Source organism: Parabacteroides timonensis (assembly GCF_900128505.1).
In the GTDB taxonomy this organism is placed as follows: domain Bacteria; phylum Bacteroidota; class Bacteroidia; order Bacteroidales; family Tannerellaceae; genus Parabacteroides; species Parabacteroides timonensis.
In genome coordinates this window covers 817,893-839,310 of record NZ_LT669941.1, presented here as the reverse complement: position 1 = coordinate 839,310, position 21,418 = coordinate 817,893, and the positions used below count along the sequence as shown (strand labels likewise).

General features: G+C 42.2%; 20 protein-coding genes. 2 read left to right on the top strand and 18 right to left on the bottom strand.

Features of this window, described 5'->3' with window-relative positions; translation table 11 throughout:
- The 5 genes from BQ7394_RS10995 to BQ7394_RS10975 form a co-directional block, all read right to left on the bottom strand.
- Positions 1-1,089 carry an efflux RND transporter periplasmic adaptor subunit gene (locus tag BQ7394_RS10995; protein ID WP_075557484.1) on the bottom strand — a complete coding sequence of 363 codons (1,089 nt, stop codon included), beginning with the start codon at positions 1,087-1,089 and terminating at the stop codon, positions 1-3.
- A gap of 21 nt (positions 1,090-1,110) precedes the next feature.
- Complete coding sequence (locus tag BQ7394_RS10990) at positions 1,111-2,379, bottom strand: TolC family protein (protein ID WP_075557483.1); 1,269 nt, start codon at positions 2,377-2,379, stop codon at positions 1,111-1,113.
- A gap of 103 nt (positions 2,380-2,482) precedes the next feature.
- Positions 2,483-2,947 (bottom strand): septal ring lytic transglycosylase RlpA family protein, encoded by a 465-nt coding sequence (locus BQ7394_RS10985; RefSeq protein ID WP_075557482.1) that lies wholly within the window; start codon positions 2,945-2,947, stop codon positions 2,483-2,485.
- Between the two features lie 26 nt (positions 2,948-2,973).
- Positions 2,974-4,347 carry a cytochrome c peroxidase gene (locus BQ7394_RS10980; protein WP_075557481.1) on the bottom strand — a complete coding sequence of 458 codons (1,374 nt, stop codon included), beginning with the start codon at positions 4,345-4,347 and terminating at the stop codon, positions 2,974-2,976.
- A gap of 525 nt (positions 4,348-4,872) precedes the next feature.
- Positions 4,873-5,766 (bottom strand): HEPN domain-containing protein, encoded by an 894-nt coding sequence (locus BQ7394_RS10975; RefSeq protein WP_075557480.1) that lies wholly within the window; start codon positions 5,764-5,766, stop codon positions 4,873-4,875.
- Between the two features lie 163 nt (positions 5,767-5,929).
- Here BQ7394_RS10975 and BQ7394_RS10970 point away from each other — a divergent pair, with 163 nt between their 5' ends.
- Both BQ7394_RS10970 and BQ7394_RS10965 read left to right on the top strand, forming a co-directional pair.
- Entirely contained in the window at positions 5,930-6,529 is a 600-nt protein-coding gene (locus BQ7394_RS10970; protein WP_075557479.1) for a LemA family protein, read from the top strand.
- A gap of 21 nt (positions 6,530-6,550) precedes the next feature.
- Entirely contained in the window at positions 6,551-7,534 is a 984-nt protein-coding gene (locus BQ7394_RS10965; RefSeq protein WP_075557478.1) for a TPM domain-containing protein, read from the top strand.
- Positions 7,535-8,032: 498 nt separating this feature from the next.
- Here the strand turns inward: BQ7394_RS10965 and BQ7394_RS10960 are convergent, their stop codons facing one another.
- The 13 genes from BQ7394_RS10960 to BQ7394_RS10900 form a co-directional block, all read right to left on the bottom strand.
- Positions 8,033-8,521, bottom strand: coding sequence for an NADH-quinone oxidoreductase subunit NuoE family protein (locus tag BQ7394_RS10960; RefSeq protein ID WP_075557477.1), 489 nt, complete (start codon positions 8,519-8,521; stop codon positions 8,033-8,035).
- 3 nt (positions 8,522-8,524) lie between these two features.
- Positions 8,525-10,315, bottom strand: coding sequence for an NADH-dependent [FeFe] hydrogenase, group A6 (locus BQ7394_RS10955; protein ID WP_075557476.1), 1,791 nt, complete (start codon positions 10,313-10,315; stop codon positions 8,525-8,527).
- Between the two features lie 30 nt (positions 10,316-10,345).
- Positions 10,346-12,139, bottom strand: coding sequence for an NADH-ubiquinone oxidoreductase-F iron-sulfur binding region domain-containing protein (locus BQ7394_RS10950; RefSeq protein ID WP_075557475.1), 1,794 nt, complete (start codon positions 12,137-12,139; stop codon positions 10,346-10,348).
- A 24-nt stretch (positions 12,140-12,163) separates the two neighbouring features.
- Positions 12,164-12,562: a (2Fe-2S) ferredoxin domain-containing protein gene (locus tag BQ7394_RS10945; protein ID WP_075559980.1), complete on the bottom strand. Its 399-nt coding sequence runs from the start codon at positions 12,560-12,562 to the stop codon at positions 12,164-12,166.
- 102 nt (positions 12,563-12,664) lie between these two features.
- On the bottom strand, positions 12,665-13,552 hold the full coding sequence (locus BQ7394_RS10940; protein WP_075557474.1) for a serine O-acetyltransferase: 888 nt from the start codon (positions 13,550-13,552) through the stop codon (positions 12,665-12,667).
- 1 nt (position 13,553) lies between these two features.
- A complete protein-coding gene (locus tag BQ7394_RS10935; protein WP_075557473.1) occupies positions 13,554-15,737 on the bottom strand; it encodes a Kelch repeat-containing protein in 2,184 nt (727 codons plus the stop codon).
- Positions 15,738-15,748: 11 nt separating this feature from the next.
- Positions 15,749-16,690: a hypothetical protein gene (locus BQ7394_RS10930; RefSeq protein WP_075557472.1), complete on the bottom strand. Its 942-nt coding sequence runs from the start codon at positions 16,688-16,690 to the stop codon at positions 15,749-15,751.
- A gap of 8 nt (positions 16,691-16,698) precedes the next feature.
- Positions 16,699-18,558 (bottom strand): serine/threonine protein kinase, encoded by a 1,860-nt coding sequence (locus BQ7394_RS10925; RefSeq protein ID WP_075557471.1) that lies wholly within the window; start codon positions 18,556-18,558, stop codon positions 16,699-16,701.
- A gap of 45 nt (positions 18,559-18,603) precedes the next feature.
- Positions 18,604-19,407: a PP2C family protein-serine/threonine phosphatase gene (locus BQ7394_RS10920; protein WP_075557470.1), complete on the bottom strand. Its 804-nt coding sequence runs from the start codon at positions 19,405-19,407 to the stop codon at positions 18,604-18,606.
- Between the two features lie 14 nt (positions 19,408-19,421).
- Positions 19,422-19,937 (bottom strand): FHA domain-containing protein, encoded by a 516-nt coding sequence (locus tag BQ7394_RS10915; protein WP_075557469.1) that lies wholly within the window; start codon positions 19,935-19,937, stop codon positions 19,422-19,424.
- Positions 19,934-20,176: a hypothetical protein gene (locus BQ7394_RS10910; protein WP_075557468.1), complete on the bottom strand. Its 243-nt coding sequence runs from the start codon at positions 20,174-20,176 to the stop codon at positions 19,934-19,936. Before BQ7394_RS10910 ends, BQ7394_RS10915 begins: the two co-directional genes overlap by 4 nt.
- 131 nt (positions 20,177-20,307) lie before the next feature.
- Positions 20,308-20,961 carry an FHA domain-containing protein gene (locus BQ7394_RS10905; RefSeq protein ID WP_075557467.1) on the bottom strand — a complete coding sequence of 218 codons (654 nt, stop codon included), beginning with the start codon at positions 20,959-20,961 and terminating at the stop codon, positions 20,308-20,310.
- Positions 20,951-21,349, bottom strand: a complete 399-nt coding sequence (locus BQ7394_RS10900; protein ID WP_075557466.1) for a LytTR family DNA-binding domain-containing protein — start codon at positions 21,347-21,349, stop codon at positions 20,951-20,953. The genes BQ7394_RS10905 and BQ7394_RS10900 overlap by 11 nt, the downstream gene beginning before the upstream one ends.
- Positions 21,350-21,418: the final 69 nt, after the last annotated feature.

The window sequence follows — 21,418 nt, the reverse complement described above, 5'->3', positions numbered from 1 at the left end:
TTACTTTAAAGCGTTATAAACCAAAAGAGCATTCTTGTCGATAATACGATCGCCTTCCTTCAGGCCTGACTGCAGGTAGCAGTTTTTCTCTGTTTGCTTGAATACGGTTACTTCACAGGCATGCAGTTCATTATTTTCGTCAACGCACACCACATAATGCCGTCCGTTCTCAAAGATAACGGCACGGGCATCTACGCAAGGCATTATTTCGCCTTCCTGGTTACTTTGCACATAAACGTTGGTAAACATAGCCGGTTTAAGCATATAATCGTCGTTTTTCAGTTTGACGCGTATACTCATGGTCTTACTTTCATCATTCAGGATATTATATACCTTATCTATCGTTCCTGTGAACTCCTTATCCCTATATGCCAGTGTAGTGATACGTACTGGAGCACCTTCGCGAACCTTGCTGATGTCACTTTCGTACACATCAGCCATCACCCATACATTGTCGAGGCCGGAGATCGTGAAGAGTTCCTCGGTTTGGTCGGAACGTATCTGCATGTTCCGGCTTACATTCTTGTCGATGACAAAGCCGGAAACAGGAGCTTTTATCTCATAAACGGAATTACCGGTGATATGATAGATGGAATACACCTCCCCGATCCGTTTCTGTTCGGCCAGTGCATTACTTACCTCCTGCTCTGCCTGAAGCATATCGCGCTCAGAAGCCATTCCGCTTTTCAACATGTCCCGTGTAGCGTCGAGGTTACGGTTTGCCAGGATCAGTTGCTGTTCTGCCTCCTTTCGTTGCTTTTCATAATCAGCCACCTCAGAACTGCGGATCACAGCAAGTATATCGCCTTTCTTTACATAATCGCCCACTTCTACGTTTACCTCCGACACATTCCCTCCGAAAATGGGATACACATTCGCCACCTGTTCGGGGTTGAAGCTGACACGGCCATTCAGGATCAGTTCGTTGTTGAGAGGGATTTCGTGTACCGTTTCTACCGATACGACTTTCAGCAGGCTGTCAGTCAATATGAGAGGGGCCGTGCCATCTTCTTGTCCGGTGGTTTTACTGCCGCATGCTACGAGCAGTGGAAGTAAGAGTGTTACTACTATACAATGCTTATTTTTCATATATTTACTTCTTGTTATTCATTAATAATTAAATACATCGCTGCTTGTCACGGTGTTGATCTCTTCCATGGCGAGGAATACGTCTTTCTGTGTCTGGTATAATTGCAGGCAAGTTTCTTTATATGCCTGATAGTAATCGATAAATTCAAGCAGGCTGATATTACGTTTACGATAATTACTGTTTACTCCGTCGATGATCGTTTCGAAATCGCGTTCCAGTTCGTAATTCGATGTATTATACAGCTTCACAGCCTTTTCCAGACGGGCATAGCTGGTGAAGAGTTCCTTCTCCGCCTGCTTCCGTGCAAGTTCCTCCCTATTGGTATTTTGCAGGACGGAAAGACGGGCCGATTTGATATTTCCCTGGTTACGGTTGAATATCGGAACCGATACACTCAGGCCGATCGCAAAGTAATTATCGCAGAAATTACCAGCCCGGTCGTAAGAACCTTTCAGGCTGACTTCGGGAAAGGCAAGCGATTTTTGAAGACTAACATTGGCACGTGACACTTGTATATTAGTATGTGCCATCTTTATATCAGGACGTTCAGCCAGACGATTGTTCAGTTCAATAAAAGGGATGGAGGCAATGTCGACCTGGTTCAATACGGATTCATCGAAAACAGGTTCGAAAGACTCGGAGGCATTCAGTCCCAACAATAGTTTCATATCGCCTTGTAGGGAGATCAATTGATTGGATGCTTCGTTCCTCTCCTGCTGCAGGGATAACAGTAGAGCCTGTATCCTCGACTTTTCCAGTAACGAGATATTTCCTTTCGCATTCTGTTCTTTCATTACTTCCAATAATTGTTGCAGGTAAACAATCTCTTTATCGTAGACGGAAAGCGACTTCCCGGTGTAGTATAATTCGATGAATTTGCTGTTGAGCTCGCTGCGTAGAGTTCGTAGAACTTCTTCAAACTGATAGACAGCCATTTCCTTGTTCAGCTTCTCCATACGGATACGTTTGTTGCGTTGCCCGGCAATATAGATAAGTTGTTCAACCTCGACAACAGCCTCTCCCTCCCGTCCTACATCGAAATATTTACCGTTCAGACGGTTGTAAACATTCTGTTCAAGTGAGATAACAGGGTTCTCAAAGAGACGTGCCTGAATGACTTCGGCTTCGGCCCTGTCGATATTGTAACGTTCGGCAATCAGTTCCAGGTTGCAGGTGGTGAAACGTTGTCCGGCTTCCTGCAAATTAAGTTTTATCGTCTGGTCTTCAGCTTGCATATTAAAGGTAAACACCTGTAAAATAAATAATAGGAGAATGACTCGTTTGTTCATTTGCTTCTTTTTTTGGAAGCAAAGGTATAAGGAGGGGGTGTTTTGGCCTTGTGTATCCGATTAGAATATTCTTAAGTGAAATTAGATTTTGATTAGAAGGTTGTCATCGACCTATTTTCATACGGTAAGGAGGGGTTGGCTGTAAATGGTCGGTATCGAGATAAGGAGGACATTTGGGATAGATAAGATCTAAATAACGCAGATCGATCGCACAAGGAACCTCTTCCAGGCGGACACGGGCAATTCCTTTTTTCTTAAATCCCAGCAATTGGGCGGCACTGGCAGACACATCGATAATTCTTCCTTTACGATGCGGACCACGATCGGTGACACATACGATAACGCTTTTCATATTATCGAGGTTGGTGATGCGAAGGAAAGTACCGAAAGGATATGTGCGGTGGGCTGCTACCAGTTCATCTTTGTCATGAACACGACCACTGGACGATTTTCGACCGTGAAAACGTTCGTGATAATAAGAAGCAAGCCCTTCCTCTTGCCCCCACGCACCCCCTACGCTTTGTAAAGCGATGAAAAGGAGTATTATATGGGACAGGCGGAAGGGCATGTGCAAATATAATAACTAATTTGTATTTATTGGAGAAGTTTTCCGTCATATTCGCCGGTCAGCGTATTCAGGAAGGCTACGATCTTAGCTGTTTCCGTATCTGAAATATGGCGTCCGATCTGGAATTCATGCATTACCTGGATAGCATCCTCAATTGTAGTGATCGAACCATCGTGCATATACGGTGCCGTAAGCATTACGTTACGTAATGTCGGTGTTTTAAATTTATGACGATCGGATTCATTCTTCGTTACAGACCAGCGTCCGTTGTCACCATCTGTCAACCCGGTACCACGGTAATCGAAATAGTTATCTTTGATACCCATATATTCGTATGACTGTCCGCCGAGGTTCATACCTACGTGGCAAGTTGCACATTTGTTGTCTTTAAATAACTGGTAACCTTCCAGTTCTTCAGCAGTGAGCGCATTCTTATCACCTCTCAGGTAATTGTCGAAACGGCTCGGGGTAAGCAATGTCTTTTCAAATTCAGCAATAGCTTCCGTTACGGTCGATTCGGTAAAACCTTCCGGGAATACTTCCAGGAAACGTTTGCTGAGTTCCTTATCATCAGCCAGTTTGGCACAAATTTCATCGAATGAAGCACTTCCCATCTCTACCGGGTTCAATGGAGGTCCGGCAGCCTGTTCTTTCAGGTCGGCAGCACGTCCGTCCCAGAACTGAACGAAGTTAAGTGCAGCATTGTACACCGTCGGAGCATTCACTCCACCGAACTGTCCGTGGATACCTTCTGAATATTGTTTGCGATCGACACCTCCTGTATTCAGTCCGTGACAGGTTGCACAAGAGATCGTGTTATCACCCGACAGGCGAGTATCGTGATATAAATCAAATCCTAAAGCAACTTTTGCCGGATCGGTTGCGATGGAAGCCATCAACGGTTGAACCGGTTCGTTAGCAAACTCTTCGGCAACAGTAGGCGATACATAGTTGTTTTTACGAGCTTCTTTCGCCCAAGCGATAATAACCGCCTTTTCGTCATCGTTCAGATTAGTACCCCAGTGCATGGTGTAATATTTAACAGGAGGCATTGAACCGCTGAGTGCAGTGTTCTCTACTTTTGCCAAATCCACTTCGGACACAGCTTGTCCGTTGTCAAGGGCCGTAATCATGGCGGTCAGGTCCAGATAGTGTGTTCCTTCTTTCATATCAGCCTGTACGACCGGGCCGATAATCGGAAGTTTACCATAGAATGGAATGTTTGCCGTGGCAGAGTGACATTCCAGACACCCGTTATTACGGATAATAGAGGCTACCTGCTTTGCCTTGTCGCCTTCAAGTTTCTTATACTCATTGGATGAGCATGAAGGCATCGTTAAAGCTAATGTAAGTAGTCCGACAGGAAGTACTGCCATTTTACTAAGACTAGTGTTGCGCATAATTATTGGTTGTTTAAGATTTGTTTAGTGCAAAAGTAGATATATTTATTAATATATGTTCAGCAAGCCGATAGGTTTTATTTATCGGGTGATAAGCATAGTCTATGAGGAAATGAGTAATAAGGAACTAATGTGCCAATTTAGAAAAATGTGAGCTTCAAGTAGGAGCAATATTTGAGTCTTTTTTATGAGGCTCCGCCTCATGCCGTAGGCTCTCTTTTGCCGTCGGTTTTTAACCGACGGATAGATTAAATGCTCCGGCTAAGCCGGATTCCTCTGTGGGTTTTAACCCCTTTGATATATAATGCTAATCCCTGTCTTAAAGGGGCTGAAGCCCATAAAAGACAGGAGGCAAAGCCTCTTCTTTTGTGTCCGTCGGTTAAAAACCGACGGCAAAATAGAGCCTGTGGCACAAGGCGTTGCCTTGTAATGAAAGATAGCTCATTTCTGATAATAATAGAAACCCTCATATTTGACAATAACTAAAACAATTGATAACCCAAAAGAGATTTCAGAAATATCATTCTACATATTAGCACTCTCTTCGTACTCCTTGATCTTCATTTCACAAATCCGTATCGTAATATTTCTGAGCAATTCTACTTTCAGGACAAGCGCATCAATATCCTCTTTAGTAACAACAAAGTACGGATTATACCGGGCTTCTACATAAGCCGCCTTAAGTAATGTAAAAAGTCGTTTCTCCTCAAGAGTATGCTGAGGAAAAACTGTTACTAAATCCTCTGAATACCTTTTAGTGGAAGAGGATAGTTTAGATAGGTTATGTTGTTTATTATTTCGTAATGTAAAAGTTAAACGGATAGCATAGTAGTAATTCTCACAAGCTTGGTGAAGATAAAAAGAAGCTCTTTTATAGTTTTCTCTATTATACGCATTGATAGTATCTACTAAAAACTCATTTGCTTCATTTAATTTCTCCTTAAAATACTCCTGAGCCTGCTCTTTTATCTCCGCAAAGTTAAGTTTACGACGACGAGCCAGCTTATATTTCCCGCTGTCATACAAGACTACTCCTTCCTGCTTAATTTGAGTATAGAAATATCGTCCCTCTTCCAAGTATTTATTAAGCATATTGATATCATCGTTGATAAACTCAACAGGCGTGTCACGGTCAAAATCCTTTCCGGCGAAAAAGACATCTTCTACGTTATCCAGAACAGTATCCGCCTTCTTACTGTTGATACCACTCGTTACCACATAAATATCATAATCAGATATTTTAACGGTAGGAATACCGCCATCTTCAATCCGAACACTCCGGCGCACATAATTCCCTCTTGCATAACTACCATACAGAATAATAAATTCCGTCTGAGGTAACCTTTTCAGTATCTCTTTAACCAAAAAGTTCAGATCCTCCTGTTTATCTCTAGGTAAGTAAGCTATCGAGTCTTTCATGATGTCTTCATTATGTAACGTTGAATGAACAAAAGTACAAAAAGATTGTTTTACATTTAGTAATATTCGAACCAATCCTTAAATCTATAAAACCAAACTTTATACTATCCTGTTTTTTATATAGCTTTGCACAACTATGTATAACAATTAAAGCAAAAAGAAAATGTTTAAGAACAAAGCTTTGTGGATTACGCTCGCCATTATCGTGGTACTTTTATTTGCCGGTTACTCCTGGGTGAAAGGCTCATACAACACAATGGTAACGCAAGATGAAGGAGTAAAAACAGCTTGGAGCCAGGTCGAGAACCAGTATCAACGCCGTATGGACTTGATCCCCAACCTGGTAAATACCGTAAAAGGATACGCAACACACGAAAAAGAAACATTGGAAGGGGTAGTAAGTGCCCGCGCTGAAGCAACCAAGACGACGATCGATCCTTCTAACCTGAATGAAGAGTCGATGAAGAAATTCCAGGCTGCGCAGGGTGAATTGAGCAGTGCCCTCTCCCGCCTGATGGTCGTAATGGAACGTTATCCGGACCTGAAAGCCAATCAGAACTTCTTGGAACTGCAGGCACAGTTGGAAGGAACGGAAAACCGTATCTCTGTGGAACGTAAACGTTTCAACGAAACGGCACAATCTTATAATACCTACATCCGTACTTTCCCTACCAATATCCTGGCCGGCATGTTCGGTTTCCAGCCTAAAGCCTATTTCAGTGCGGAAAGTGGTGCGGAGAAAGCTCCAAAGGTTGAATTCTAATCCAATAAGTCCGGATAAAGAATGAATAATCTGAATAGAATACCGGTGAGCCGGCACCTACTGGCTGTCCTGCTTACCGGCATATTGCTGATTTCCCTTTTCCCTTTGCATCTTTTGGCTGCTCAGGATTATACTGTCGAGACGATACCCAATGTACGCCTCTCCGACCGATATAACCATGTGAGTAACCCGGATGGAATTATCCAACCGCAGGACGTGGATCGTATCAATCGCCTTTTGCAGATTGTCGAAGACAGCCTGGGAATAGAAGTCGCCGTCGTTGCCGTTGAAAGCATTGGCGATAACGATGCCCGCATGTTCGCAACCGACCTGTTCCAACATTGGGGATTAGGAAAGAAGGGAAAAGATAACGGTTTATTGATCCAGCTTGTCACCGAGCCTACCCAGCGTTCTGTCGTTTTTGAGACAGGCTACGGTCTGGAAGGGGTACTTCCCGACGCTATTACCTACCGCCTGCAACAAAAATATATGATCCCCGACCTGAAAGCCGGAGACTATAGTACAGGTATGCTGAAAGGCGTTGCCGCCGTAAAGGAATATCTGATGGCGAGCGACTATGAGCGTGCTGCCATGACAGGTGGCGGTCATAACCGGCAGGCAGAGGATGACGGCCTTTTTATGTGGCTGTTCATCTTTATGATTGTCGTATTCCCTGCCGGAATCTTTATCCTTGTCTCTTATCTGAAATACCGTCCGCGTATCTGCCCCCGTTGCGGACAAAAGACATTGGTATATGTAGGTCAGCAGGTTATACAGAGAGCGACTTACAGCGCAGAAGGATTGGCAGAAGAGACTTACCGATGTAAAAATTGCGGCTATACCGAAAAGAAAAACCGTAATATCAGTCGGCTGAGACGCAGTACAGGCCCTGTCATCATTGGTGGTGGCGGACGAGGCGGCGGTTTCGGTGGAGGCTTTGGCGGTGGTGGAGGTTCCTGGGGCGGAGGACGCTCAGGAGGTGGCGGTTCTATTAGCCGTTTCTAACCATAAGGTAGGCACTAACTAAAATAAAAGTCGGTAGGTACTAAGATAAAGGTTATTACCTTTTATTACCAGGGTGTACACCCTACCCGATCATCCTGTACACCATAATAAAATACCCTGTACACCCTAGGGAACCAAGGTGTACAGGGTATTTTTAGTTTGTTACGACCTTTGTACTAGTTGCTGCCGTCTTTGATCTTAGTTAGTCGTATGCTACGGATTAACCGGGAGCTTCCTACTCCATCAAGATATGCAACTTCTTCCTACACAAAAGTTTTATGATTTTATCTGTCATCTGTCATAATCCTTTATATCATACTGATAACTAATCTATTATACGATGACAGACTGCTGTTTTATTTGCAATTGTATCTGCCATCTGTCATCTATGAAGGCAGATATGAACCCAATTTTCAATTTGCCTTCATATCGCTATTCGTTGATAATTAAGTCATTATAAGCAAAATGAAGGCATGAATGCATTTTTCGGAAAAACTTTTATTCTTCGCGAATGTAATACTCCGACAAGATATCCCTTACCTTTTCAGGGGTAATTCTTCCGTATACCTTACCTCCTATCGTTACAACGGGGGCCAGTCCACAGGCACCCACACAACGGAGGCAATCTAAGGAGAACAGTCCGTCGGAAGTAGTCTCCCCTATTTTTATCTCCAGTTGACGTTGGAATTCATCCAGTACTTTCTCTGCTCCACGCACATAACAGGCTGTTCCCAGGCAGACGGAGATCGGGTATTTCCCTTTCGGAGTCATGGTAAAGAACGAATAGAAAGTAACCACGCCATACACACGTGACACCGGGATATGCAGTTCGGCAGCAACCATCTCTTGTACTTCACGGGGAAGGTAACCGAATATTTCCTGTGCGGCATGCAGTATATTGATTAGTTCACCGGGATCGTTGTCGTGATCTTTGCATACGGCATGCAGTTCTTTTACTTTTGACTGGGGCAAATGTATCTTTTCCATGGCTTATTCGTCTTTATCGGTTTCCAAAAACATATTGACTACTTCTTTACGGTCGAAGTAGTGAGTATGCAATAACTGATGAGCCCTTGGTCCGCAAGGTTCACCCAGGTATTCTTTATATAACTGCTGAATATAAGGGTTTTCATGGCTCTTACGAAGCGGCTTGCTTTCGTCTTCACTATAAAGGGCAGCTGCCCGTTTGCGAAGAACTTCTATGCGTCCCTGATGGAACGGTTGTCCGCCTCCTCCAATACAGCCGCCAGGGCAGGCCATTACTTCAATGACGTGATAAGGAGATTTGCCACTCTTCACCTCTTCTACCAGTTTGCGGGCATTACCCAGGCCATGAGCGATACCGATCTTCACAGGTGTACCGTCGAAGTTGATCGTTCCACTGCGGATACCCTCCAAACCGCGTAATTCCTTAAATTCAATTTTCTCTAGAGGCTTCTTTGTATATAGTTCGTAAGCTGTACGGCAGGCTGCTTCTATTACGCCTCCGGTTGTTCCGAAGATAACTCCCGCACCGGTCGACTCGCCGAGAGGATGGTCGAAATCGCTGTCGGGAAGCTCGTTGAAGTTGATATTCGCATAACGGATCAGACGGGCCAGTTCGCGGGTATAGATGGAGATATCGACATCCGGATTTCCTTCGCTGGCAAACTCGGGACGGCTGGCTTCGTATTTCTTAGCCAGGCAAGGCATGATGGATACCACCACGATCTTCTTTCGGTCTACCCCCAGCTTTTCAGCGAAATAGCTTTTAGCTATGGCCCCGAACATCTGTTGCGGACTCTTTGCTGTGGAAAGGTTACCTAGTAATTCAGGGAAATGCTGCTCAACAAAACTTACCCAGCCGGGACAACAGCTGGTCATCATCGGTATCTTTACTTCCTCGTCACCCGACAGGTATTTGCCCAGACGTTGCAATAGCTCCGTACCTTCTTCCATAATGGTCAGGTCGGCTGCAAAATCCGTATCGAACACATAATCGAAACCTAACTGGCGGAGGGCCGATACCATCTTTCCGGTGACCAGCGTTCCCGGTTCGCAACCGAAGTCACGTCCCAAGGCGGTGCGGACGGCAGGAGCGGTTTGTGCAATCACGATCTTGGTCGGATCGGCCAAGGCATCGAGTACGGGCTGCTGCGTATTACGTCCGCTCAGGGCATTTACCGGACAAACGGATACACATTGTCCGCAATAAGAACAGGTACTTCCGGCTATATCGCGTTCAAAGGCAGTCGACACGGCAGCATTGAAACCACGGTTGACGGCTGTCAGTGCACCGACGGTCTGTATACTGTTGCACATGGTCTCGCACCGGCGACACATGATGCATTTATTCATGTTGCGTACGATTGACGGCGAACGGTCGATCTCGAAGGTGGATTGTTCGCCCTGGTATCTTATCTCTCGAATACCTAGGTCGTGAGCTATTGTCTGAAGTTCGCAGTAACCGTTACTGCTACAAGTAAGACATCCGGCCGGATGATTCGACAGGATCAGTTCCATCACGGTCTTACGGGCATTCATTACTCGCGGCGTATGGGTTCTGACAACCATTCCTTCCGTACATTCTGTTTTACAGGACGGTGCCAGGTTACGGCGGCCTTCTATCTCCACTACGCAGATACGGCAGGCTCCGGGATTATTCTCATAATTCAAATCTTCAAGTTTCATGTGGCAAAGTGTCGGGATACGGATACCCATACTCCTTGCTGCGTCAAGAACGGTGGTGCCTTTGGGGACTTCCACTTCTCTGTTATCTATCGTTAGTTTTATATTTTCCATATCTTTAATCTGTCAATTGTCAACGGCCTTTTAGTGTACGTAAATAGCATCGAACTTACATTTCTCTATACATGATCCGCAACGGATACATATTTCCGAGTCGATCGTGTGAGGAACTTTCCGGCTGCCGGTAATAGCATGTACCGGACAGATACGGGCACACATGGTACATCCCTTACATTTCTCAGGATTGATAAAGTACTGAGTAAGTTCGCGGCACTGGTGAGACGGACAACGCTGTTCGTCGACATGCGCCAGATATTCCTCATAGAAGTTGTCCATAGTAGAAAGAACTGGGTTGGGCGAGGTTTGTCCCAGTCCACAAAGAGCGGTATCCTTGATCACCATCGCGAGATTACGCAGTTTATCGAGATCTTCAATAGTAGCCCTTCCCGTCGTGATCTTCTGCAGCATTTCATGCAGACGTTTATTCCCTATACGACAGGGAGCGCATTTACCGCACGACTCTTCTACCGTGAAGTCGAGATAGAACTTGGCCATAGCGACCATGCAATCGTCTTCGTCCATAACGATCATACCGCCCGATCCCATCATTGAACCTGCAGCTATCAGGTTGTCGTAGTCGATAGGCAGGTCAAGATGCTTCTCGGTCAGACAGCCACCCGACGGTCCGCCGGTTTGTACAGCTTTGAATTTCTTTCCGTCTTTAATACCCCCGCCGATGCCGAATATGACTTCGCGAAGGGTTGTACCCATCGGTACCTCTATCAGGCCGACATTGTTGACTTTACCGGCCAGGGCAAATACTTTAGTTCCTTTGCTTTTCTCCGTTCCGATACTACTGAACCATTTGGCTCCTTTCAGAAGGATAACCGGGATATTGGCATAGGTCTCTACATTATTAACATTGGTCGGACAGCCTTTATACCCGCATTCACTGGGGAACGGCGGCTTCACGGTTGCTTCACCACGAAGACCTTCCATACTGTGGATCAGCGCAGTCTCTTCCCCGCAGACAAATGCTCCGGCTCCGTAACGTATCTGAATATCGAAAGAGAAATCCGTTCCGAAGATGTTTTCTCCCAGGAGGCCGTATTCTTTGGCTTGCCGGATCGCTATTCTCAGCCGTTCGACGGCCAGCGGGTACTCGGCACGGATATAAACCAGTCCTTTATTGGCTCCGGTACAGTATCCGTTGATAGCCATTGCTTCAACAATGGAGTGCGGATCGCCTTCCAGGATGGAACGATCCATGAATGCACCGGGGTCTCCTTCGTCGGCATTACAGACTACATATTTCTGAGGAGCCTGTACCTTACGGGTGATCTGCCATTTGAGTCCGGTCGGGAAACCACCGCCGCCCCTGCCACGCAGTCCGCTATCGATGATCTCTTTGATCACTTCATCGGGTGTCATTTCCGTCAGGGCTTTACCCAGAGCAATATAACCGTCACGGGCAATGTATTCGTCGATGTTCTCAGGATTGATAAAACCACAGTTACGCAAGGCGATACGCAATTGTTTTTTATAGAAGTTGATATGTTTGGAATCGAATATCAGTTCTTTTGTTTCCGGATTTACGTAGAGCAGACGTTCTACTTTTCGCCCTTTTATCAGATGCTCGTTCACGATATCTTCCGCATCTTCCGGTTTGACTTCTACATAGAAGGTGTTATCCGGTATCAATTTTACGACAGGACCTTTCTCACAGAAGCCGAAACAACCGGTCCGGATCACCTGTACGCTCTCCTGTAAACCGTTTTGCCTGACTGCTTCCTTTAAGTTTTCTAGTATAAGTTCGCTTTGAGATGCACGGCAGCCTGTTCCTCCGCACACCAGAATATAGTTGCTAAATTGTGCCATTATGTAAGTATTTGGATAGGTTTGTTATTCGGGACCGACCGAGTTATAATTGACAGGTATAATATCATCCACCAAAATACCTTGTTTGATATAATTAGTAACGATCTCTTCAACTTTTGTCCTGTTGACACGCCCGAATACGATCGGTTCTTTACCGGGAACAGTAATTTCAACTGTGGGTTCTGCATAGCAATATCCCATACAGCCGGTTTGGGTAACCAGTGCATCCACACGTTCACGATCGAGTACTTCAATAAAGTAACTCATCACTTCTTTGGCACCCGCCGCTATTCCACAGGTGGCCATCGCGACCTTGATCTGAACCATTTGTTCGGGATTATTACTTTTCTCGCGTAAATCGAGGGAGGTGCGTAAGGACTCGCGCATCTTCCGAAGGTCATCTAACGTTTTTACTTTGCTCATCACGTATGCATTTAAGGTATTAAACCCTGTCAGGGTGTAACGCAAACATACGTATTTCTCTTTAATTTACAGTAGTGTTTTGACCTAAAAAAAGAAAAAGGTTTATTTATCTTCAACGGCTCGAGACTGCAATACCTTAGAGTTGGGTGGTACGCTATGGGTCAACCAGATATTACCTCCTATCACAGATCCTTCTCCAATCGTGATACGACCAAGTATCGAAGCGTTGGAATAAACAGTTACATAATCTTCAAGAATAGGATGTCGGGGAATATCGACAGGTAATCCTTCTTCGTCCAACGTAAAGTTTTTCGCCCCCAAAGTGACTCCCTGATATAAACGCACATGATTTCCTATAATGGCAGTCTGGCCGACAACGATACCGGTTCCATGGTCTATACTGAAGTACTCACCGATCTGTGCCCCCGGATGAATATCGATCCCGGTATCCGAATGTGCCATTTCTGTAATGATACGTGGCAGAACAGGTACTCCGAGTTTCAATAATTCGTGGGCTACACGTTGATAGAGGATGGCACGTACTGCCGGATAGCAAAAGATGATTTCGCTAATACTCTTTGCTGCCGGGTCGCCATCCAGGATTGCTTTAATATCTGTCGAAAGAAGATATTTGATATGAGGTATCTGATTGATAAAGCTGATCGCTATCTCCGAAGAACGGTCTTTGGAGTCGCAGCAACGATCTACTTCAAAACATAATCCATTGTATATCTGTTCCTGCAACAAATCATATATCTGCTCCAGATATACCCCTGTATAATATTGTATAGAATCAAACTGCGCTTCCTGCTCAGAACCAAAGAATCCCGGAAAGATCACCTTCTGCAATAGCTGCATGATCTCCCGAAGCGAATGAACGGAAGGTGACGGCTTCTGATGCAACGGAATGTATTTATATTCCGGCAAATCAGAAGCCGACAAACGCTCTACGTTTTTTTGTATCTGGTTTAATATATCGGCTCTAGTCATATTAGTTGTCCCATGATGGGTCGTACGTCATTAGTTTTTTGACAAAATAATTCATGCCTAAAATATAAATCGTATCATTCAAGACATATAACTTGTTATTTTTACTGCCCAAAGAACATGTGGAACGCTTATACCATTCATCTTTAGCTATATCATATTGCCAGATTATATCAAAGTCATCAATAACATATATACTGTTATTGTAGATAACTCCGGAGGATACATTGCCCATTACCCCTGGCAATTCAGCATCAAGTTTGACCCAAGTCTGGAAATCTCCGGAAGAAGTCCATAACCCAAAGTCACTTTCATTTGCACCTTTATCCCCTAAGCCAACATAAACATTCTCACCATTCGTTAATGCTATACCATTTTTTATATGAGCAGGGAATTTACCATGCGGTTTCCAATCCGTATTTGTATTAATATTGTAACTATAGATTGTATCCGTAACTACTGAATTCAAATTAACTCCTCCAATAAGGTAAATCTCATCATTAGAAACAAAACTAACAGCATCATACCGAAGATTATCTAGAGTCAACTTTGGAAGATCTTTCCAGCTATTCTCTTCATACGAATATGAATAACATTCCTGTATATGTGCCAGACCTATACCTGACTGCTTTCCACCAAATGTATAAACTGTATTTCCATTAGTACAAACTGATATATTTGAAGCTTTCTTAGGATAGATAAGTTTTATCCACTCTCCTGAATCTGCATCATATCCTTGCAATTCATCTGTTCGTTCAGCTCCCATATCACCACCCAAAACAAAAGCCATATTGCCTAAAGAGAAGGCAGCAAACTGTGTACGTCCTTTTTCTTCAAACATTTTTAAACTTGAAAAAATATTCGGAGTAGTAAACGAAACAATGTTACTAGGTGTTTCTTTAGCGAAATCATTTGTAGCATAAGCTACAACTTTATATGTTTTATTACCTTTCAGTTTATCGAAAGATACTTCAAACTTATTATCAGCGTCCAGATTTTTTCTATTTAAACATATTTCCCTTTCATTTTTTCCAGGCTTAGGTGTTTCGGATGATGAGCAGCAAATGATAATCTCAGAAACCTCACTTCTGCCATCGTTCTGCAAAACGCCGGTTACTGTTACTGTACCTGCTTCCATCTTATAATTCAAAGCTTCATCCATAAAAATAGTAGGTGCATCACTTTTAGCCGAAACAACTATACTCTCAGAAGTATAAACCACACCAAAATCATTTGCGGCATAAGCATGTACAAAATACTGTGTTTGCGCCTTTAGATTAGGTATTACACCTACAAAAAAGCCTTCTGCATCTACTGTACATTTTATAGTTGAGTCTTGTTCAATATTAGGTCTGTTTATATCTTTGACTTCACTCCAGCAGAAACCTATTGAATCTAACTCTCCATCCCCTTTTTCTATTAGTTTGGCTCTGACAGTTACGGTTGTATAATCAAATTCTATTGGAGAGAGTAATCCGAGCTCTGGATGCCCATCCGGTGTCTTAAAGCTTTGCTTATTTGTATTGAATTGTCCGAAGTCATTCTTAACAACAGCTTCAATGACATAATCGGTTTCAGGTTCCAATTTAGTTAGTGTATGGATAAATGTAGAATCTGTTAACATTTCATCTATATCAATCTTGATAACTGAATCTAATTCTGAGTTCTTATATAAATTGAAACCTATCATTTTGATTTCACCTTCTCCTTTATCCCTGATTGTACCTCCTACTATGGCAGAAGTTGCTGTTATCCCTGTAACTTCTGAAGTAATGACGTTACCAATTCCTTTTTTCGTATTAATATCTAAGGTATCTCCATAAGTTATACCTTTCTTATTCCTTGCAAATGGACTAATGTAATAAACAGTATCATTCTTCAATCCTTCTATTTCCTGTTTAAATTCTCCTTTTCCATTTTCTACATTAGTCTCTTTTTTAGTCTCAACTTTGTCAGTATTTTTCAACCAATAGATAAAACCACGCTCTATGACCGGATCACCATTTTCTTTTTTTACTGTAGCTCTTGCAACAATCGTTGTAGCTGTGATATCAACGTTAGCAGGTGTAAATTTCTCTAACTCCGGAGCAAAAGCATTTTGGAGAGTTGGATCCATGTCCGGTTCTTCCAGACATCCGGATAAACTTATAGCAAACAATGTGAATAATAGTAAGTATAATTGTTTCATGTTATTATCAATTAAAAGAATACACCAATACCGGCATTAAGATCAATATACTTAAAATTCAGGGTATTACAACCTGCACTAACAAATACAGAACCGAACTTCACCATAAAATCCAGATCGGCAGCAATTCCTTCATAAGAATAATCTGTGTTTTTAGCCCAAATGGTATTCTTATTATTAGAGTCTGAACGATCGGTTGTTGTATACTCGTATAAAAGTTCTCGTTTTCCATATCCTAATCCAACAGAAGTGTATAACCACGGTGTACATTTGATAACTACCCCTGCTAAAGCAGCCATATTATTAGACTTTTTCCTATTGCTAAACTGATATGCTTCATTCTCCGGTAGAGGAAGCAATTCATTATCTCCCCGACACTCACCCGTATAATCATCAAAAGACATATTCGTCCTGAACCTGGCATACCAGCCAAATCTTTCACCTACCCCTCCTACTGTCAGACCATAAGGTGCTTCAATAGAAAAAGCATACCCGGCGAAGAACTTCATAGGTTCTCTCGGCTTTCTCTCTTGTACGGGAACATAGGTTATCGGTTCTACCGGTTTACGAAGTTCTTCCAACCGGTCACTCCAATAGGAAGCTAACTCTTCACTGATAGGAGTTCCTATACCTTCATTATAATATACAATTAGTTGAGCAACTGCCGTCGAGTCATTGTCTGTTGCTTTTACAGTCAGACAGTTCAAGCATTTGGTCATTAAACTGCGCATAGAGGCACGCATTTTTTTATTTGTCTTCCATATAGCGGTCAACTGATTGATACTGTATGAATCGCAATTGCTGATCCCTTCTTCGTACCACATCCTTGCATCACTATAATCCTGGCGCTTCATTGCTTCGTCGCCTTTTCTATTGTATTCTGTCCGTTGTTGTGCCAATAAACATTCCGGAAGCACAATAACGAGTAAGATAAGTATCCAAAGTCTTTTCATAAACACATTTAATAATACGGTACACCTTGATTAATCAACATTCCTTCTGTATTATATATGTCAAACAAACCGTCGGCACGCTCAAATGCCCGTCCATTATCTGCTTTTCCTACATTCTTGTAATTACAAGGAATGTGCTCCATCGCTTCAGCATCAATAGCACCATAATTCCCGGTTGATTTCTTTCGTACAATTGTATATTTTCCAAAAGACATCTTTTCTTCGTATTGGGCTTTTCGCTTTGCCAGATTACTTTCATTTTCTTTGAGTTTACAATCTCCAATAAGATCAAACAACTCCTGTGTCATTTTGATCTCTGAAGCCTTAGTAAAATCAGCTTTTGCACCAGAGAAATCAGCAGTTGTCATCTTCTCTTTTCCTGAATTGATCAAAGATAGATATTCTGCATTAATTTCTTCTTTCGAGCGTTCCGGCAACCTGGTTACCGGTTGTTCAACATTTCTCACTTCGGGCTTAACCTCCGGTTTTACAGAAGCCGGTTGTTGTGCAACAACCTCAGGCTTAATTTCCGGTTTGGTTTGGGCTTCCTGTTGATCTTTATTTGTTTTACCATCATTTACACTTTCAGTTTTTGTTTTTTCTTCAATAACTTCGGGCATATCACTTTCTTCCATCACATCCGATATAACCGGCTCCTCTACAGGATCTGTTTTCCCTTCCGGTGTCGCATTTACCATCTCTGCAACCGGAGGTGTCGGTTTATGCCGTTGTACAAAGAGAGCTACCGCCGAACCTATACTTGCAAATATAATAATAAGTAAAGATATTAACGTAACTTTTCTTTTTTTCTTTTTAGGCACAGCGGGTATATCAATGTTATTCAATACCGTTTCATCGTCTTCCACTCCTTTTGATTGAGGCAGACGAGTTGTAAATAAGATTGTTGTCTCGTCTTCCTCAAAATACTCAGGTGACGATATATTTCTCTTTACTGTCTCTTCTTCAATCTGGGGAAAGTCTAGTTCCGCAAGCATTTCCGATACAGACTGGAAACGGTCTGCCGGAATAATTTGCATCGCTTTGATAATAGCAGCCTCTGTTTTAGCAGAAATAGCCGGATTCAGTTCACTGGGAGCCGGTAAGGGACGTGTTGCCCGCAGAATAGATTCCGTTGGTATCTTTCCGGTCAACAGATTATACATCGTTGCTCCTAACGAATAAATATCCGGACATGGAGAAAAATTTTGGGTCCCCTCATTGTCGTATTGCTCGATAGATGCAAAACCTTTCGATAAGGTTAACATTGTAGTACTCGTTTCCTGCTGTTCGATATCATATCGTTTACTTACACCGAAATCAATCAGTCGGGCTTTGCCACTCTGATCGATCAGTATATTACTGGGCTTGATATCCAGGTGAAGAATATTTTTCTCATGAACAAACTGTAGAGCCTCCCCGATCTGATGAACATATCTCAACACTTTAGCTTCAGATAAAACGCCTTCCTTATCCATCATATATTTAAGGCTATTACCCGAAATATACTCCATAGCAATATAGGCAGTATCATTTTCTTCAAATACTTCCAATACATTAACAATATGCGGATGATGGACTTCAGATAATATCTTCGCTTCTTTGATCAGCTTTTCTTTGAACTTATCAAAAAGAGCCCTTCCCGTTTCAGAATGCACCCTGACAGCATAAGACTCAGGATCTCTGTAACAGTAATCTTTGAAAAAATATTCTTTTACGCATATAGGAACCTCGGTTTTGATAGTTCCCAGCGGTCCTTTAACCTCTGTAAACCAAACGCCTTTGTAAGTTATACCAAAGCCGCCCTGACCAACTATATGGGTAAGCCTATATTTTCCATTTTGAAGAAGATGTCCGTTTGGCAAATTCATAACTTCTCGTGCAATTCTCTTTTTAATCTGCCAAAATTACGTTATTTATATAAAAGAATAAAGGAAAGAGAGAATATTTTGTTTTATTCCGATAGATTCACCAACATTTTGAACTGGTAAAATATAAAAAGAAAAGTTGTCCCTGGTTTTTCCGCAACAAGAGGCCATGATAGTATCTTTAATGTCTTCCGGATTGTTGTGAGTGGAAAAGATATATGATAAATCCTCATTCTTAAGGCGTTCCAACACACCGTCGGTACACATAAAAAAGAAATCGCCAGCTTGTATATCGTTTAATAAGGCTACATCAGCTTCTGTTGGATGTTCCGTTCCTTGTATTGCACGAATAATTACATTTTTCTGAGGATGGGTGAGCGCTTCTTCTTTACTAATTTTTCCTAACTTGACGAGGGAATTTACCAATGAATGGTCTTCTGTCTGGTAGATAATCTCCCCCCGACGAAACTGATAGATCCGGCTATCTCCGATGTGGGCAAGCGTTATACCTGAAATCCCGACAGACACCATCGTTAATGTAGTAGCCATTCCTTTAGCCTCCGGATGTAAATTTACATAGTCGTCAAAACGTGCTTCTGTATACCTGATCGCTTTATTGATAAATTCTTCCGACGGCTCTTCTTCCAGAAAGGTAGAGAAAAAACTTTGAAAAGATTCGCAAGCTAATGAGCTGGCAATCTCTCCTTTTTCCGATCCGCCTACTCCATCGCAGACCAGAAATAGCTTTTGATTGGAATTTACCATTTCTGGTAACGGATAGATAGAATCCTCGTTGTTTTGTCTGCCGCCTTTTTCACAAACGGCCCAAGGTTTACCAATCGTTATAATCATAGCACGAACAAATTTTATTCATTAAATCGAAGAACAGTATGGCCGATAATGATCTCGTCATTATTTTTTAGCACTACTACTTCTCCATTCTCCAGGTAATTGCTATTATATAACGTATGGTTCTTACTATTATTGTCAGAAAGATAATGTTTATATCCCCCTTTGGGGTCTTTTTTAACTTCTATTCGTATATGCTCCCGGCTCATTGATTTGTCGGCGGTCACGATTCCTATTGTTGCACTGGACGCATTAGACTTACGACCAACGATTGCAATACCTTCATAGAGAGGAAAAATTTGTTCGGGAGTTGCCGAATCACTCACAACTGTTAGTTGTCCCGTACTGTTCGATACCGGATTAACAAGAATTGTATCCTGATCTGCATCAATATCATTCTTTCCCAGTTGAAGCAAAGAGACAGGAATCGGCTGTTTGCACTTCGGACATTTAAAGGAGGTAAGATCGAGGGGTAATTTCCCCTCGTCTACCTTTAATCCTACGTGACAATGTGGACATCTAACTGAAATCATAGCATAAATGATAAATCAGCTTCATCGATATCAGTAGAGAAAGTATCATGCATATCAGCATCAGACAACATTATAGTATCATCAGATAATGTAATAAAATCTGAAACATCCATACTATCGTTGTCGATAACCACGACATCAGATAAATCATTTTCCCCATCCACATCTACAACTACCGCATCACTAAATACGGAGTCGTCACCGTCGAGTGTAACGAATGTGTATTCCTCCTCTTGCATACTGGTTTGAATTAAATAATCTTTCTGGAAACAAAAGTAGGAAAAGTAATGGATTAATAAATATCTAATTCTCTCTTATAATCAAAGGATTGGGTTTTCTGTACAAACGGTGCCCTTTTGAGATACGAAACTTATTCATTGACCCACTTCGCTTTACAGGAAGAAACAGGACATTGCTTTCTGTTTCTTAGCGATTCCCAAGGTATTTCACCAAGAAAAGTACCACATTTAGGGCAAACATAATCTATTTTGAACTGGTTTGCTATATCTTGCAGCTGCTGTGGGGTCTTGGAAGCTTGCTTCGCACCCAGGTAGATACCTACTGTTGGTGCACAAATAGTAATGAACAAACTCAATCCAAACAACTCAGGACTCCCCTTGCCTAAGAAACCTATTATAACGCCTATTATACCAGGTAAAGCAAATGGTAATGATTGAAATAACCTTGTTTTGAATTGGTTAGCAGATTGTATCTTAACTTTTGCTTGAATGTAATTATCATATACATTCTTCAATGCTGCAAACTCTTCACTATAATCATTATTAGATTTCGATGCTTCAGACAAGTTCAATATATATCCGGTTCCAAGCACGATCTTATCTGTCGGTGTAACACGCTTTTTGACGATCTGTGAGCCATTGACGAAAGTTCCGTTAGTAGAGCCGAGATCTTCCAACAACCAACAGCCATGATCCTCACGAACCAGACAAGCATGATGTCTACTTACATGAGGATCATTAACTATAAAATCATTATCTTCAGCTTTACCAATTTTAATCTTCATCTTTAATTTCTTTTGGTTCTTCTGATTTACCCATCTCCTTTTCCAACGATTCTTTTAGCACTTTTAAAGGATCTTTTGATATTATAAGTTCACGAGGTTTACCCTCTTCAGTTAATAATAGCAGTTTTTGTTTAGGTAAATTGATCTGCAAAATATGATTTTTATTGATGATATGACTTTTTCCAACTCTCATTAATATCTTGTTACAGCCGGCTACCTGCTTTTCAAGAATTTCTTCTATTTTACCGATATTAATAGCAAACGTAAATTGGATCCCATTGGATAATAGTAATTTAGTATAATTTCTGTCAGCTTCAAAGTAGAGTATCTGCCCTATCTTTATTCGTAACAACTCATCCCTCGTCTTAATTATTAAATACCGCTCCATACGTTGATATTGTTTTTTTTATTTCATCAAGTAACAAATATACGGTATTTTATCTTTATACCGGCAATA